At 43.9% G+C, this 16,187-nt stretch carries 13 protein-coding genes; 4 read left to right on the forward strand and 9 right to left on the reverse strand.

Annotation, left to right across the window (positions count from 1 at the left end):
• Window positions 1–5 precede the first annotated feature (5 nt).
• Together EP181_RS10760 and EP181_RS10765 are read left to right on the forward strand one after the other, a co-directional pair.
• Window positions 6–923: an ABC transporter permease subunit gene (locus tag EP181_RS10760; protein ID WP_232023439.1), complete on the forward strand. Its 918-nt coding sequence runs from the start codon at window positions 6–8 to the stop codon at window positions 921–923.
• Window positions 923–1,765 carry an ABC transporter permease subunit gene (locus EP181_RS10765; protein WP_127471628.1) on the forward strand — a complete coding sequence of 281 codons (843 nt, stop codon included), beginning with the start codon at window positions 923–925 and terminating at the stop codon, window positions 1,763–1,765. The genes EP181_RS10760 and EP181_RS10765 overlap by 1 nt, the downstream gene beginning before the upstream one ends.
• A 186-nt stretch (window positions 1,766–1,951) precedes the next feature.
• On the opposite strand, the gene fic is transcribed toward EP181_RS10765, so the two are convergent.
• Complete coding sequence (gene fic, locus EP181_RS10770; protein ID WP_127471629.1) at window positions 1,952–3,052, reverse strand: protein adenylyltransferase Fic; 1,101 nt, start codon at window positions 3,050–3,052, stop codon at window positions 1,952–1,954.
• A 401-nt stretch (window positions 3,053–3,453) separates the two neighbouring features.
• On the opposite strand from fic, the gene EP181_RS10775 reads away from it, so the two are divergent.
• Complete coding sequence (locus EP181_RS10775) at window positions 3,454–4,815, forward strand: diguanylate cyclase (RefSeq protein WP_127471630.1); 1,362 nt, start codon at window positions 3,454–3,456, stop codon at window positions 4,813–4,815.
• Between the two features lie 32 nt (window positions 4,816–4,847).
• Here EP181_RS10775 and EP181_RS10780 read toward each other — a convergent pair whose 3' ends face one another.
• Window positions 4,848–6,191, reverse strand: coding sequence for an MFS transporter (locus EP181_RS10780; protein ID WP_127471631.1), 1,344 nt, complete (start codon window positions 6,189–6,191; stop codon window positions 4,848–4,850).
• Between the two features lie 344 nt (window positions 6,192–6,535).
• Here EP181_RS10780 and EP181_RS10785 point away from each other — a divergent pair, with 344 nt between their 5' ends.
• Window positions 6,536–6,925 (forward strand): Gfo/Idh/MocA family oxidoreductase, encoded by a 390-nt coding sequence (locus EP181_RS10785; protein ID WP_127471632.1) that lies wholly within the window; start codon window positions 6,536–6,538, stop codon window positions 6,923–6,925.
• 84 nt (window positions 6,926–7,009) lie between these two features.
• Here the strand turns inward: EP181_RS10785 and EP181_RS10790 are convergent, their stop codons facing one another.
• The 7 genes from EP181_RS10790 to EP181_RS10815 form a co-directional block, all read right to left on the reverse strand.
• Entirely contained in the window at window positions 7,010–8,230 is a 1,221-nt protein-coding gene (locus EP181_RS10790; protein WP_127471633.1) for a hypothetical protein, read from the reverse strand.
• 261 nt (window positions 8,231–8,491) lie between these two features.
• Window positions 8,492–10,414 (reverse strand): alkaline phosphatase D family protein, encoded by a 1,923-nt coding sequence (locus EP181_RS10795; protein WP_127471634.1) that lies wholly within the window; start codon window positions 10,412–10,414, stop codon window positions 8,492–8,494.
• An 18-nt stretch (window positions 10,415–10,432) separates the two neighbouring features.
• The gene (locus tag EP181_RS10800; RefSeq protein ID WP_127471635.1) at window positions 10,433–11,182 is read right to left on the reverse strand and encodes an ABC transporter ATP-binding protein; all 750 of its coding nucleotides are present in this window, start codon (window positions 11,180–11,182) and stop codon (window positions 10,433–10,435) included.
• Window positions 11,175–12,224, reverse strand: a complete 1,050-nt coding sequence (locus EP181_RS10805; RefSeq protein ID WP_127471636.1) for an ABC transporter permease — start codon at window positions 12,222–12,224, stop codon at window positions 11,175–11,177. The genes EP181_RS10800 and EP181_RS10805 overlap by 8 nt, the downstream gene beginning before the upstream one ends.
• Before the next feature lie 230 nt (window positions 12,225–12,454).
• Window positions 12,455–13,489, reverse strand: coding sequence for a hypothetical protein (locus EP181_RS10810; protein ID WP_127471637.1), 1,035 nt, complete (start codon window positions 13,487–13,489; stop codon window positions 12,455–12,457).
• A 213-nt stretch (window positions 13,490–13,702) separates the two neighbouring features.
• On the reverse strand, window positions 13,703–13,828 hold the full coding sequence (locus EP181_RS12750) for a hypothetical protein (protein ID WP_269471140.1): 126 nt from the start codon (window positions 13,826–13,828) through the stop codon (window positions 13,703–13,705).
• 421 nt (window positions 13,829–14,249) lie between these two features.
• Window positions 14,250–16,019 (reverse strand): choice-of-anchor I family protein, encoded by a 1,770-nt coding sequence (locus EP181_RS10815; RefSeq protein ID WP_127471638.1) that lies wholly within the window; start codon window positions 16,017–16,019, stop codon window positions 14,250–14,252.
• Window positions 16,020–16,187: the final 168 nt, after the last annotated feature.

Here is a 16,187-nt window from a genome sequence, read left to right on the forward strand (position 1 = left end):
AGATTGTGAACTTTTCACCCATAATTGCGCGTTTAAAAACAGTCAACTGGGGCAAAACCACCGTGATTGGTGTGCCGTGGTTGTGGCTGACGTTGCTGTTTTTAGTGCCGTTTATTTTTGTGATTAAACTCAGCTTGTCCGAAGCGGCCTTAATGCAACCGCCGTATTTGCCGTTTGTGCGGCAAGTCGAAGATGGCCTAGTCACCATTGTGCTTAACTTTAGCAACTACCTGCTGTTGTTTGAAGACCCATTGTATGGCCATGCCATTCTAAACTCGTTGACCATCGCCAGTATTTCGACCCTGATTGCGTTAATCATTGGCTACCCCATGGCGTACGCCATTGCCAAAGCCCCACAACAATGGCGTTTGCCACTGTTAATGCTGATTATTTTGCCTTTTTGGACGTCGTTTTTAATTAGGGTGTACGCCTGGATTGGCATTCTTAAAAACAACGGTCTTATTAACAACGCCCTAATGTGGCTAGGGGTAACCGACCAACCCATCGAAATGCTCTACACCCCCATTGCGGTGTACGTGGGCATTATTTATTCGTACCTGCCGTTTGTGATTTTACCGCTGTACGCCACCTTGGTGCGCATGGACGATTCGCTCTTAGAAGCCGCCGCCGACTTGGGCTGTAAACCCTGGAAACAGTTTTTAACCATTACCCTGCCGCTGTCCATGCCGGGCGTGATTGCGGGGGCGATGCTGGTATTTATACCGGTGATGGGTGAGTTTGTGATTCCCGATTTACTGGGCGGCCCCAACACCCTAATGATAGGCAAACTGATGTGGACCGAATTTTTTAGCAACAAAGACTGGCCCGTCGCCTCGGCGCTTGCGGTGGTGTTATTGAGCCTGCTGATTATTCCCTTTATTTTGTGGCAACATTACGAACGCCGCCAAGAGGAGAATCGTTAATGAAAAGTCGCTTTCCTTTGCTCATGACCATATTGGTGTTTGGCTATGCATTTTTGTACGGCCCTATTTTGAGTTTAATTGTCTATTCGTTTAACGAAAGTCGTTTGGTGACGGTTTGGGGCGGCTGGAGCACCAAATGGTATGGTGAGCTGCTGCAAAATCAGCAAATTTTAGACGCCGCTTGGCTAAGCATAAAAATCGCCGCCATCAGCGCCAGTTTTGCCGTGGTGCTGGGCACACTAGCCGCACTGGCCTTGGTGCGCTTTAGACGCTTTAAAGGCCGCAGCATGCTCGAAATTATGGTGGCCGCCCCCTTGGTCATGCCCGAAGTGATTTTAGGCTTATCACTGTTGCTGCTGTTTGTGGCCATGGACGACCTATTAGGCTGGCCAGATGGCCGAGGGCAAACCACCATTATTTTGGCGCACATGACCTTTGCCATGGCGTACGTGACCATTGTGGTGCGCTCGCGCATTGCCCATTTAGACCAAAGTTTAGAAGAAGCCGCCATGGACTTAGGCGCCAAACCCTTAAAAGTGTTTTTTGCCATCACCTTGCCCATCATCGCCCCCGCACTAATGGCCGGCTGGCTCTTGGCCTTTACCCTATCCCTCGACGATTTAGTGGTGGCCAGCTTTGTTTCGGGCCCCGGAGCCACCACACTGCCCATGGTGGTTTACTCCAGCGTGCGCATGGGGGTTAGCCCACAAATCAACGCCCTCGCCACGCTTATTGTGGTGTTTGTAAGCCTCGCCGTCGCCCTCGCCGGCTACGTAATGTACCGCCAAGAAAAAATCAGACGCACCGAACTGCACGCCCACACACAAACCGATAAGTCTTAAACATTCAAACGTTAAAGTCCTTTTGACCAGGCCTGGTTATGTTACGTTTTATGCCGTGCTACGACACGGCATCCATCACATGCGTCGTAACAGATTGCGGATCAAGTCCGCAATGACCAAATTGGGTTTAAGCTAGCCCGAATGTTTTGGGCTAGGTGCAATGCTTAATAAACGCGCAGTATCAATTTAATACGCTTTAAAATCATTGTCATTTTGGGTTAACAACGCCATCAGCTTAATGTGAATAAACAGCTTTTCTCTGCCGACTTCCTGCTCTTGCAATACGCCAATTTCGCAAAGCTGTTTTAGATAAACTGAAGCGGTTTGGCGCTTGGCAATGTCTTTATCCATTAGATTACTGATTCGACAATAGGGTTGTTCAAATATCACATCAACCAATTCATAGCTGTATATTTTAGGCCTCATTTGCTTAATGTAGGTACGCGTATGCTCGGCCAATTGCGTAATGGCTAAAATTTTCTTGGTCGTCCATTGTGATGTTTGCTCAACCCCTTTGAGCATATAAATAATCCAATCTTCCCAGGCCTGGTTTCGCGTTACATTTAACAGCAAACTGTAATACTCTGACTTGTTTTGAATAATATACCGACTCAAATAAAGTATCGGCAAGCCTAGTAATTGTTCTTGAATTAAATACAAGCTATTGATTACTCGGCCTGTGCGGCCGTTACCATCGGCAAAGGGGTGAATCGCTTCAAATTGATAGTGGGCAACCGCCATTTTAATCAGGGGATCCCAATCTTGCTGATTATGAATAAATTGTTCCCAATTACTTAACAACGATCGTATAACCGCTTCCCCCTCTGGCGGGGTATAAATGACTTGACCCGTTTTGTCACTCGCTAACGCCGTGCCCGGCACTTTACGAATCGACATCTCGTGCCCTTTTATTTGACTGCAAATCGCAATACAAGTATTGGTATTGAGTGGTTTTTCTACCAGCTTTTGAACGCCGGTAAATAACGCAGTTTTATAGCGTAGAGCTTCTTTTGTGGCCGGATCTGCATCCTGTCCTTGTTGCACATATTGAAAAAGCTTATCCATTGTTGTAACAATATTTTCAATCTCAGACGAAGACTGCGCCTCAAGCAAAGGCAACGTGTTAATCAAAATCGTCTGATTAGGAATCAGTTTAGCCGATTGGTTCAATTCTGCTAGAGCGGCTCTTGCCAAAATACAAGCCTTTAAAATCGCTTTTGTTTCCAGTTCTTTATTGGGGGGCAGTAACGGTATCGCATTGTATGCTTTAATTGGATTCCAATTCATAGCCTAGCCTTGCATTAAATATTTAAATTTTATCGATTTATCGACATGTTTTGTCTATATGTCGACAGTATAAAGACATCGACAAAAAATATTTATAAAAACGTAAAAACCTACAAGTCTTAAACATTCAAACGTTAAAACCCTTTTGACCAGGCCTGGTTATGTTACGTTTTATGTCATGCCGTGCTACGACACGGCATTCATCACATGCGCCGTAACAGATTGCGGGTCAAGCCCGCAATGACCTAATTTGGTGTGTGCTAAATTGGTGTGCTAGAGGTACCTAGAGCTGAACCGACCAGGCCTGGTTAAAACTAAAAACCCATTAATTACAATAACGTGCTTGTTGATAACGGGGTTTGGTTTTAATATAACCTTTTTTTAAAGCCCTTAACCCACTTATGAATATTCTCATTGTTGACCCATCCGTTAGTTATCGTCACGTTGTCAAACAGACGTTAAGCAGTGAAGAGACTCAAATTGCCGAGGCCAGCAGTGGCAGTGAAGGCTTGGCTTTTTTAAAAAAGAATAAACCCAGTGCCATTTGCGTTGCCCATGAGCTGGGCGATATGGACAGCTTTAAGTTTCTTAAAGTCCTTAAACTCAACACCATTTTAAGCAATATCCCTAAATTTTTACTCACCTCAAACAACGCACCCGACTTTAAACGCCAAGCCTACGATGCAGGCTTTACCGAGGTGTTTATAAAATCGGATTTTCCTACTCTAAAACGCGCGCTGCACAGCTTAATGCTGTACGCCACCCTTAATATTTCAGCGCGCATTCTTTATGTTGAAGACACCCAAAGCACCGCCGATTACACCAGCCACATGATGAAATCGGCCGGCTGGGACGTGGTACACGTTAAAAGCGGTGAAGAAGCCGCCGCGCTGTTAGACAACAGTAAAATACCGTTTGATTTGGTGGTGACCGATTTGGTGCTCGAAGGCCAGGTAAGCGGCATTGGTCTGATTAACCTTATTCGCCAAGGCAATGAAAAAATCCGCGACATTCCCATTTTAGCGGTATCAGGTTGGAACGATTTGTTGCGCCAGGTGTATGTGCTTAAACACGGTGCGGGCGACTTTATTGCCAAACCGTTTCACGAAACCGACTTTTTGGCGCGCGCCATTAATCTCATCATGAGCAAACGTGCCCGCGATGAGTTATTGCGTGCCCAAACCGCATTAGACCAAAAAGTGAATATAGACTCGCTGACCGGAGTCAATAATCGTCGGTTTTTAGACGATTTTGGCGCAAAGTTAGTCGAGTCGGCGCTGCTTAAAAACCAAAGCATCTCATTGATGTTGTTAGACATTGATTACTTTAAACAGATTAATGACATGATGGGACACCTGGCCGGCGATACCGTGCTTAAAACCGTGGCCTCAATCTTAAAAAATAACGCCCAATCGCATGACGTGATTGCCCGATACGGTGGCGATGAATTTATTGTGCTCATTAAAGGCTTAAATCATCAGGACGCACTGCAGCGCGCACAAAGCATTCGCGAACAAGTCGCGGCCGCCGAGCCACTGGGCATTGGCGTGACCTGCACCATTGGCTTGGCCAGCCACGATAAGAAAATGGCGGTGCAACTGGTTGAGCTGCTTAAAAACCTAAATCAAACCGCAGACGAGGTTGTGCTCAACTATCACACGCTGTTTAAAGCCGCCGACCATTCGTTATACGCCGCCAAACAAGACGGACGTAATCGCGTTTGCATCAACAATTTACTCGATCAAACCAAACACATACTCTAAACTGCGCCGACCAAAGCAGAGCCACAATTCATTCAAGACTTATTTAAATCTTGCGCAGTCCGCGCGGTTTCTGCCGCTGTTACGGTACTTTGTTCGGCGTTAAAGGCGGTGTCCTCAGGTTGAGGAAAATCCGGTTTATGGTCTTTAACCCACGCTTCATCTTGTCGTGGATCCATCTGTGCTATCGCCGCGCCCGAGGCGGCCGGCACGGCCACAAACACACTTAAATCTTCATTGGCAATCCGCTCTGCGGTTAAGGCATACCCGCCCAATATCAGTGCGGCTAAGGCCAAAACACCAAAAAACAGATCTGAAGACACGCCCAATACCGCACCCAATATCAACGGCGCCAAAAATGAGCCTATTCCATAAGCAAACAGCAAACTGCGACTGATTTCAAGCAGGTCTTTGGTTTCGTCCAGCTCATCGTTAGCACGAGCCACACTCAGTGGATAAATGCTAAACAAGCTCATACCCAATAAAAACCCCAAAAGATAAAACACCCAAGTTTGCGACGCTAACAGCACCATAAGCAAACATAAAACAAAACTAAACAAACCCGACCAAGCCAACAATTTGCGCCGCCCAAACCGATCCGATAAGGTTCCAACCGGCCATTGAGCCACTAAGCCGCCTAAAATGGTAATGGCCATAAACCACGCCACCACCGACGGCGTTTCAAACACATTCAGCACGTACACGGGCATCATGGTGTAAAAGCCACCCACAAAAAAACCGCCAATGATGCTGCCCACCAACGCCAAGGGCGCAATCTGCAAAACCTTGGGCAAACTGTAGCGTTCAAAGGGTTTTAACACCGGTTGGGTAATTCGGGTAATGGCCACTAAAACTAAAGAAGCCAACACCAAAACAGAGCCTAAAATAAACACCACGTAAGATTCAACGTCCAGGTTCAAAATAAGCTGACCTAACGCCGTCGCCATAAAGAAAACCACCGTGTACACGGCCAAAATTCGGCCACGGTCTTTAGAGCTGCTTTTTTCATTGAGCCAACTCTCTAACACAATTAACAACGCGTAAAAAGCAAACCCCGACAGTAGGCGTAAAACCGCCCAAAACCATGGATCAAAGTACACAGCATGCCCTAAAAAGGCCATTACCATCACCGCAGAAAAAGCCGAAAAACTCCGTGCATGCCCTACCGAAACAATCCATTTTTGACTAAAAATGGCCGCCAACATCGCACCCAAAAAAAACGCCGAGTTAATCGCCCCAATCGACATCTCCGAAAGGCCGGCTTGCTTTAAATACACACCAATAAACGTCATCAACATGCCGTATCCGGTCGCCAAAAAGGCAATCGAAACAAACAGCGACAAAATTGGCCGTAACGCTTGCCTAAAAAAAACTGGCATACCTACCCCTAAAAAAACCCTAAATAAACCCTAAATAAAAAAACCTGTTGATGATGACACCAACAGGTTTTTAATGACGTAACAGTTAACCGCGCACTCAGAACCCTATCGTACTTTACCAGGCCTGTCAAACCAGGTATTGAGACCTTTGCGCGAGTGAATAGGCGGCCAAATGAGTTATTACTTTGCTCTAAAAAATCTTTAAAGGCTAATACGGGCATTAAACTGGACGCGGCTCTCTCTAAAACCCTATACTCCTTAGACTTATTTGAAAGCATTAGCCGCATATAAGCAATTTGGGTTGCGCATTTAGCGTTACCTCAACTAAAAGGAAGTAAAAAGGTATGAGACAAATAACCGTGCTAATGATTGGTCTTGGACGTATTGGTGGAAAGTTTTATCAGCAGTTTACTCAGCTAGACGAAGGCAGAGTAAGGATTATTGCTGTGAGCGAACCCAATATGAACAATCCGCTATTGGCCGACGCAAAGTCACGCGGCATCACAAACTACACTAACTTTGAAGAGGCCATTCATGAATTTGGCTCCAAAATTGACATTATTATGGACACGTCAAATCGTCCAGAATTAAAAGTCGCAGTGCGTAAACTCTTGCAAGAAACAAACAACCAACATACGGTTTTAGTGCCCATGGTGGTCGATTACCTTATGTGGTACATGTTGCCAAGCTCAGAAGACATTCCGCAATCTCACCATTCCAATATCGGTTACTAAGCAAGCACTTTAAGCCAGGCTGACTGACTTAACACACGACTTGACGGTGCCTTTTGCTTATTAAAGACACATCTAAAAAAAGCGTTAAACCGCCAAATCAATTTGCTGAATACTGCGCGCTTGACCGTCTTCCATCAATACCAAGCCACTGCGTTGAATTTTGGCTTGGGATTGTAGGGTTTGATCGCGGTATTCGTAAGGACTTAACACCGAATCCAAATAAATCGCCCCAATGCCCAAGGTCGCTAAACCGTCCAACCGCGCATAGCCTTCTGGCGTGGTGTGCCAAACGCTAAGCTGTGAAAACACCGCGTCGTTTTCATCAATCCAACCGTTATCATCTTGGTCGTGCAACGCCAGGTCGGCAAAACCGTTGCCCGATTGCGTACCAAACAGCTCCGATCCGTCGTCGGCGCGATGGTTTTGGTTGCGATCCAACACCAAATACCCCGAACCGGCTTGCCATAACGGAATCTCTTTAAGCTGTTGGTTGCTTTCTAAATCAAATTGCACTCGCTCCACACTCAGTTGCGCGGGTTGACCCGCAAAACTAATCACCAACGGGTCACGCATCACCAACCCCTGGGCGCGTTCCACACTTTGGCTAAGATGGTGCGACTGGTTGATGTGACTGGCAAAATCAAATTCAATGCGCTGACCGTCTGCGGTCGTTACCCGACCTTGCGCTTTAAACGTCATGGATTCTTGCAATTGATAGTCTAAAGACACCGCCTCATATTGGCCTGCTTGCCCCAACGAATCTATTCCTTGAGCGCCTTGAACACCGACTGTTGGCGGCTGGGCTATAAACTGCAATGGCGCGGCAGGATCATCGCCGTTTTCCGATGCGGAGCGTTCGTACCCATACACCTCCATGCGAAACTCTTTTTGCGTTAAGCGCGTCATAATCTCTTCGACCACGCGCACCATTTCGGCCAACTTAGGCGGTAACGATTTGTTTTCTTGCGCGGCTTGCGTACTGTGCGTGCCTTGGGCTAAATTGCCCGGCGTGGCAAAACCGGCCAAATTAGGTCGATTTAATCGAGCGTCCAATAAGGGTGCGCCAGGCAAAAAAGCGCGTGCATCGCTCAGGTTAGGTGGGTTTTTAGCGGTGTTTTCGGTGCCTTTTTCGCTACTATCGTACGTGCTAAAAGAGTGCTGACGCTGCACTTCCATCTCAACCGTTTTAGTCTGCCCCGACACCCGTTGGCCGTTTTGATACTGCTCTTGCACATGCGAAATCGACAACCGCTCAAAAAACCGCTGCTGCGCCCCCATTTCAACACTGTGAGTCTGAATTTTCATGTCGCCTCCCCAATACCAAACCACCGCACAACACCGCAAAAAACCGGTTTTAAATGTACGCGTATGGGATATTTATCGGCGGGCTACACAAAAACTTTAAACTGATGCCTATTGATGTAACTCAAAGGGCGTTAAACGCTGATAAACACTAATAAAGGGGGGTTCGGTTGCGCCCGGTTTGATGGATGGACAGTAATAAACATTATGTGCAAGCCGGATCCTAAGATACTGACCACAAAGATAGATTGCCAAAAAATGTTTTTAATCCACATGACGAATTACTTTATCTTTGATTGAAACGGCAATACGTTTTCCCAATTCAAACTCAGGAAAAACCGGGTTTTTCTCTGCCTCTCGTTCAATCATGTGCCACTCACATACCACCTCATTCTCTGTAAACTCAGCAACTAAATACCCTCTTTGACTACTATTGCAATACTCAACATCTTTAACAAAAGAGACAATGCTGTTTTGAATAAACGCTTCATAGCCACCCGGAATTTGCATATCCTTTTCTAAACCCGGGGACGAAACAGACCCCGTTCCAAACTCAACGCCAATTTGAGTACCATTATTATTGGTTATGTAGTTACACCAACCATTGTGTGAATCACCCGATAAAACCACCAGATTTGCATCGACATTACTGACCAGCTGCAATAAACACTCTCGCTCAGCATCATACCCATCCCAAGCATCCAAGTTATAGGGCACCTTTGGATTAAGTTCCGAGTTAAGCAAATTGCCATTATCTATAATTACGTTTTTTTCTTCTGCCGATAACGATGAAAAAAGCCGGTCATAAAGATCAGAGTCTTCGACTTTAACCAATTCAATTAATGCGAAAGCTTGCTCTATTTGACTTAACAAATCATAGCCGTCAATTTGAGTTGTATAAGCCTCTAACAAACCATCGCGCGCTAGCTCAGCAATTAAAAGACTTGCCAAGGCTGTAAATGCATTAAAAACCTCATAGTAAGTTAAAAAATTTAAAGGATTAGGCCGACCCGTTAGCGGATCAAACTGAATCACCGATGATGGTACATAAATCCGTGCCATTAAAACTTGCTGCCCTAATACTTGCCAGGCAACCCCTTTACTTTTAGCACTAATCAGAGCATTTTCTAGCCAAGATAGCTGGGCACTTCCTAATAGATTTCTATCTGGATTCTTTAAATCACTCATTAATAAGTCGGGCTTAATTAAATTGCCTTCGGCATCAAAATAATCTCCGTACATAAGCTGCTGATCGCGTCCAATTACCCTTGTATCCAGCATAATTAATGAGAGAATTTTGCCAAACTCAAAGACTCTATAAGTGATTACTTTATCTTCTTCTAGTTGAGGTACGCGAACAGGCAACCATTCGTACCAAGCTTGTATGGCCGCCTCCTTGCGTTCATAAAAACTCCCTTCGTCTTCAATGGTGTGATTTTCAGCTCCGTCAATGTAGCTATCATTAGCAATTTCATGGTCATCCCATACACAAATAAACGGCGCTTTTGCATGCAATTCAATTAAGTTTAAATCTGCGTGATACTGAGCATAACGCTGTCGGTAGTCAGACAAGGTAATGCACTCATACTCAGGTTGATGAACACGGCCAATTTCCTCACCAGTTCCTGCTTCTGGATAGTCGTCTTTAGCATATTCATAAATGTAATCGCCTAAATGCAATACCGCGTCAAAGGTCTCTGCTTGTTTAGCCGCTTCTTTATAAACATGAAAAAAACCAGCCGGAAAATTAGCGCAGGAGAAAACCGCTAGTTTCACGGAGTCTGCATTAATCGGAAGGGTTTTAGTTTGTCCAACAGGCGAGATTAATCCCTTTACTTTAAATCGATAATAATACCTTGTACTCGGCTCAAGCCCTTTAACATCAACCTTTAAAGTGTAGTCGGTCTTTTCATCAACCATCGCCGAATCTGAATTCACCAACTGGGTAAACTCAGGGTCTGTTGACACCTCCCAACTGACCATAGCGGGTACTTGTTTTAACGAGGTAACGCGAGTCCATATAATGACACTATCCGTCAATGGATCACCACTGGCTATACCATAGTCAAAGGCAAAGGCACTTTTCGAACTTGAATCCGAAAAGCACCCATTTACTCCAGAAGAAACAACGATAGATGCTGCACTGGTCGCCAATAATTTTAATAACACTCTTCTAGAAAGCTTCATCTAAGTCTCGCGGCCTAATCAAATAACGTTACACGCATGGGGTAAATTAAAACCCTCTAAATCTTTTGGCTTGTTGGCATCAATAATGACAACCTTATTAATAATTGAGACAATCTTGCCATCTTCCATTTCAATAATTACATCGGCAATTTCAGCCACATTTGGATCATGTGTGGCAATTAATATCGCCCCCGATGAAGTGTTCAAATGGCCTCTTAATTTATCTAAGATAAGCTTGGCCGTTTTAGAGTCGACATTACCAGTCGGCTCATCCGCCAGTAATAATTTTGGGTGATTTATTAAAGCTCGCGCAATGGCTCCTCTCTGGCGCTCTCCGCCAGAAACTTGCCTAGCATAAGCATCTGCTCTATGACCAACACCCATGCCATTCAGCAAATTTTTAGCCCTATTCTGACGCTCGCTGCTCGAAACTTGTCTATTAGACAATAAGGCTGACTCAACATTCTCTTGCAACGTTAAAACGGGAATGAGGTGATGAAACTGGAAAACAAACCCCATAAAATCTCGACGAAATTTAGAAACTGATTCAACTTCATTTAACCGCTTTCCTTCATATAAAATTTCACCACTTGAAGGGGTGTCCAATGTGCCAATAAGGTTGAGCAAGGTACTTTTTCCGCAACCAGAGGCTCCCATTAGTGCGTATATTTTTCCCGATTCTAAAATTAAATTAATCCCAGATAATCCCTGAACTAACCCTTCGTCATAGACTTTCGTTAACTCAGTAATTTCAACTAACTTACTCATGACGAATCGCCTTTGAAACTTGAATATTGGTACCGTATAACGTAGGAAACAGCGAACTAAGAAGTCCAATTACAACGGACATCAATAAAACGTTAAAAAAGACCGGTAGAGTGGGGGCATCGGGTAAAAACATCACCACACTTGAAAAATGACTTTGTAGTATTGGAAAAACCCCAAAAGACGCTAAATACCCAAGAACACCTCCCGTTAAAGCCAATATCAACGACTCCACTAAAAACACCATTACAATCATCTGTCTAGGCCAACCAATCGCACTTAAAATTCCCAGTTCTTTGGTTCGTTCGCTTATCGCCATAATAAAAGTATTAAGCAACACCGCTCCTGCAATAAACAGGGTCATAACTGACACAATATCCGTGAAATAAAAAACGCTTTTTATGGGTCCCAAATAATCGGGCAGTTGCTGGCTTTGAATGGCATTCATATCCGGAAATTGGCGATTTATTTTTTCTGTCATCATCAACGTATCGGTTGAATTTTCTAGCTTAATAAACAGTAAACTTGCTTTACCCGGTCTAGATATCAAGCTTTGAACACTCTCTAAATCTGAGATTAATCCAGAATTTAAAAAACTAAGCCAGCTTGAATAGATACCAACAATCGAATACTGCTCCCCATCACCAAACCCTATTTCATCACCTACGTCTAAACCATAGACTTTGGCTGCCTTCTCACCAATAATCAACTCTCTTTTTCCAGCGGAAATTACACGTCCTTTGCTAAGGTTAAAACCAAACCTCTGAGCAAAAGTGTTAAAGCTAGATACGCCTAAAATGAACACTAACTTGTCACCTTGCAACCGTTGATTGCCAATTAATAACGAGTGCACGGCCTTTACGCCATTCAAATTAGATATGCCCTCAAAGATATGTTCATCAATAATGGAAGTACCAGGATTGGTCGCATGCTTAGCTTGAACTGCAATATCTATATTCTGTTCCCCTAGAACGTTTGAGATTTGCTCAGAAAAAGAAGAGCCAACACTGGTCAACACCGAATAAAGAAAAATAATTAATGCCACTGAAAATAATGTAAAAAAGTGCGTAATCGTGTGCGCATAAGATTACGAAAAGCATAGCTTGCTATAATTTTATACATATCCCATCTCTGTTATTTAACCGACAAGCCATTCAAAAAAATGAATAAATGCAACCTCATAAACAAAACAAGTGTGCCTAAGCACACTTGTCTGTTTAAAATGCATATACCCTTTACGTTTAAGCAACTTGCTTTAGTTCAATTGAACCGCTTCTACGGCAAGATATCGCCTGTCGCTAAACCAGAGCAGTCCATTAAGCCTAATGGGCTACCATCAAACATAACATCAAAACTGTTTTGAACCGTTGATGATGGAGACATAGTCAACACAGCATCATTACTGCCGGTTACCTCAATCACACCGCTCAAAATGATATCTGCATCATTAACAACAATGGGCGTTGAGGTACGGACATTAACCGCACCCACTTCTGGATCACTGTAAGTAACATTAACCAAGTTAACCACAACATCTGCTGTCTCTGTGGTGTCTGCGTAGTAAGTCGAAATATCAACATTTGAAACACTAAACACCTCACCTGAACGCCCATCAGTCACACTCAATAAATCAGCGGTCATTGTGCTTGGTTTATCGGACGTTGCATTGTCATCTCCATTTCCGTAGGTATAAACAAAATCATCCAATTTCGCGACATGCGTGTAGGTTCCTTCAGCACTCTTCTCGATTGCTTGCAAACCCTCTGAACCGGTTGATAACTCGACATACTGAGGAATTGGACCTAAGTCACTTGGCTCACCAACGTTTTTAACATCAGCAACCCCATTTAAGGTCACGCTTTCAATATCATCACCTAGACAATAATTTACAAAGGTATAAACCACATCATCGACACCGTCATCATGAGTGCCTATTTTTGTGTAATACCCCGGATCTGTTGGGCACGTCCCTGGCGTTGATTCATTAATCGTCGTTAATCTAACCGTTGCCAACTTAGTGCTTACCGAAGCTTCACTATCATCCAAAACCTCTTTAATTGCCGATTGATAAATCAACGTAAAAGCTGGTGATGCCGAAGTTACAACGGTATCCGAAACATAAGAACACCCTGGTAAAGCCTCTGCTGCGTTAACCGCTAAAGTTTCAGCTTTAGATGAAGTTAATTCTGTTAACTCTGTAGTTTCTGTCGCTGCGCTGGTTGAAGAGCCTCCACCACTGCACCCTGAAAACATGGCTAATACTAGAGCTGTTGACGCTAATCCTGTACCCATTAATAAATGTTTATTCATGACCCTCTCCTTCAGTTAAAGTCGGCAAATTAAAATAAATTTTTAATGCCTAAATATGCTTACTTCCTGAAGTTAATTTTAAGTAGAAGAGAAAGGGATCAAAATCACCCTAAAGAATGATATTACCAATCCAGTATCGATTCTCGGCATAAAAACTGATATGAATTAACAATCAAGCACCGCTATAAACCCTGCAACGCTTGTCACTAAGGCTTAGGCGCTTAGATTTGGCACAGCCGCTAAAAACCATTGCAAACCACTGAGTGTTACACTTTCGCTTACAGTATCGGCTTGATACGGCGATAACGATTTGCTGTCTTGCGCGGCATGGCATGGCAAAACCTGCCAGATTAGGTCGATTTAATCGCGCGTCTAATTAAGAGTACTTGGCAAAAAAGCGTGTGCATCGCCAAGGTTAGGTGGGTTTTGGCGGTGTTTTCGGTGCTATCTTTGGTACGATTAAAAGTGCTAAATTACTGCTGGCGCAGCAGCACCATCTCAACACTGTGAGCCTGAGTTTGCATGTCACCCCCCCAATACCCAAACCAACGGACAACATAGAAAAAAACCGGTTTTAAGTACGTGCATATCTGTTTTTATCAAAGGGCTAAATTAATATTTTAGCCGTTAAAATAAAAAACCCTAATTACCAGGCCAGGTGGGTTGGACGTGGTTTATAAAATACCTTAGTGTCAAATTATTGGGTGCTACAAACTAAAAACCCCTCGTTAAGAGGGGCTTATTAATCAACCAATAAAGGTTAATCTTTTAACAATGTCGCTTTTACTTCAAAAACAGCGGTGGTTCCACTGACTTCGTTACCCACAATCAAATAGTTTTTGTTATCTGGACTGTCTGCCGCAGGCACAAACTTAAAGCCTTCTGGGCCTAAATCGCCAGCGTCAACTGTGTAAGTTGTGTCTGTTCCAGCAGGCGACTTGGTTAAATCACGATTATTAACATACTGCACATATTTAGGCGCGTAAGGGTTCGAAATATCGTACGTCATCACCCCGCCCATACGTTCTAAGCCAATAAAGGCATAGGTGTGCCCATCAATTTTGCCAACTGTAATGGCCTCGGGTTCTGGGCCTTTATTATCAGAACGGTCATCGCCGGTATTTTCGGCATTATCATTGTTAAAGTCTTCACCGTACAACTGCGCCGTTTTAGTTTCAAAGAAACTACCTGAGTCAAATACTTGCTGGCCTGTTTCGGTATCCCAGATAGAAAACGAACGCCCACCGTAGGCATATAGCTTGTTTATCGTAGTACCATTATTCATAACCTTAGTTTGAAAATAGGAGAATTTTAAACGCCCTAAAGTTGTGTCCGTATCAAGGCCAGTTAGCGCAGCTCCCATAATCAAATCAGAATCACCAATATCTTTCAAAGCCAACTCATCAAGGCATTTCCCATCAAAATAATAACCAGCCGCTGTACAACTTGTAGAATCAGTCACGGCATTTAACCAATCCTCTCTTGAATCGCCTTCATTTGCGGTTAATAAATATGTTTTGCCATTGTAGGTCATAGAGCTAATCGAATCAGGCATATACATACCCATAACTGGCCAGTTTTTGATATTAACACCGTCTTTCTGACTGGCATCCATTTCATTGCCAGGAATCGAATGATCTTTAAACCCTAGACCAAAGATTTTTTCAATCGAGTTGTCTGCTAGATTAATGACCGCAATGGCGTTGTTTTCTTGTAAGGCTACAAAGGCTTTAGAACCATCTTCAGAAACCGTAATGTATTCAGGTTCAAAACTTTGTGCCACGGTGGCTTTATTGCCAACATTGGTTGCGCTATAACCGTCTAATACCATTTTGGTTAAATCTAATTCTGCGTTACGAGTACCGTCAATGTTAAAGTCAGCGAACCCAATATCTACTTTAGAAAAATTGGCTAAGGTAATGACACTCACAGAACCTTCTGGATCAACCAAATAATTATCTTCAGGCTCACCTTCATTAGCCACTAATACTTTTTTACCATCTGGCGTAAACGTCACCATGTCAGGCAGTGCACCTGTTTCAATAACACTGGCCACCGAAAAATCGCCGGTATTTAAAATCACCACCCAACCATTATTGGTTTTGGTGGCGTTAGCCACCGCCACAGCAGCGTAATTGCCGCTAACCGCAATACTATTAGCCTCGCCTACCGTTGCTGTAGAAAATCCGGCAAAGCCATTAATCAAAGTCGCCATGTCTAAGCTTTGTGAGGGTGAGGTACTTACAGAAGCACCAAGATTGTTAAACACATCCACTTGGCCACTGCGTGCATTCACCGTGTAGATACGGTTATTAGCTTTGTCATAAGCCACAATTTCCGAAGCGCTTACAGCAAAACCCTGCGAAGCCGTACGCCCAACTTGCTCTAAGCTGACCACTTGAGTGCTGGCGTCGTCGCCTGCTAGACCTTGCGCACCAGTGTCACCGTCTTCTGCACCGCCGCAACCGGTTAACACCAACGTGGTGGATAACATTAAGCCCATTGCGATAGATAGTTTGTTTAGTTTCATGCTTGCCTCTTAATTTATGATTAAAGATGACTTGTCATTATGAAAACAAAACATGACAACACGGTGAACGGCATGTTAAGAAATAGTGTCATTTTTAAGACAGATTGGCGCGACAACTTTAGAGTAAACAAGGGTTTAAATTTTTCAACTACCAGGCCTGGTAAATTT

The sequence above is a fragment of the Thiomicrorhabdus aquaedulcis genome (assembly GCF_004001325.1).
GTDB classification, from domain to species: Bacteria; Pseudomonadota; Gammaproteobacteria; order Thiomicrospirales; family Thiomicrospiraceae; genus Thiomicrorhabdus; species Thiomicrorhabdus aquaedulcis.

What these genes read in the sequence shown, in the direction of transcription:
- EP181_RS10795 (WP_127471634.1), bottom strand. Translation starts at nt 10,414, where the DNA reads ATGAAGCTTTCTAGAAGAGTGTTATTAAAATTATTGGCGACCAGTGCA.
- EP181_RS10765 (WP_127471628.1), top strand. Translation starts at nt 923, where the DNA reads ATGAAAAGTCGCTTTCCTTTGCTCATGACCATATTGGTGTTTGGCTAT.
- fic (WP_127471629.1), bottom strand. Translation starts at nt 3,052, where the DNA reads ATGAATTGGAATCCAATTAAAGCATACAATGCGATACCGTTACTGCCC.
- EP181_RS10785 (WP_127471632.1), top strand. Translation starts at nt 6,536, where the DNA reads ATGAGACAAATAACCGTGCTAATGATTGGTCTTGGACGTATTGGTGGA.
- EP181_RS10790 (WP_127471633.1), bottom strand. Translation starts at nt 8,230, where the DNA reads ATGAAAATTCAGACTCACAGTGTTGAAATGGGGGCGCAGCAGCGGTTT.
- EP181_RS10800 (WP_127471635.1), bottom strand. Translation starts at nt 11,182, where the DNA reads ATGAGTAAGTTAGTTGAAATTACTGAGTTAACGAAAGTCTATGACGAA.
- EP181_RS10815 (WP_127471638.1), bottom strand. Translation starts at nt 16,019, where the DNA reads ATGAAACTAAACAAACTATCTATCGCAATGGGCTTAATGTTATCCACC.
- EP181_RS10810 (WP_127471637.1), bottom strand. Translation starts at nt 13,489, where the DNA reads ATGAATAAACATTTATTAATGGGTACAGGATTAGCGTCAACAGCTCTA.
- EP181_RS10775 (WP_127471630.1), top strand. Translation starts at nt 3,454, where the DNA reads ATGAATATTCTCATTGTTGACCCATCCGTTAGTTATCGTCACGTTGTC.
- EP181_RS10780 (WP_127471631.1), bottom strand. Translation starts at nt 6,191, where the DNA reads ATGCCAGTTTTTTTTAGGCAAGCGTTACGGCCAATTTTGTCGCTGTTT.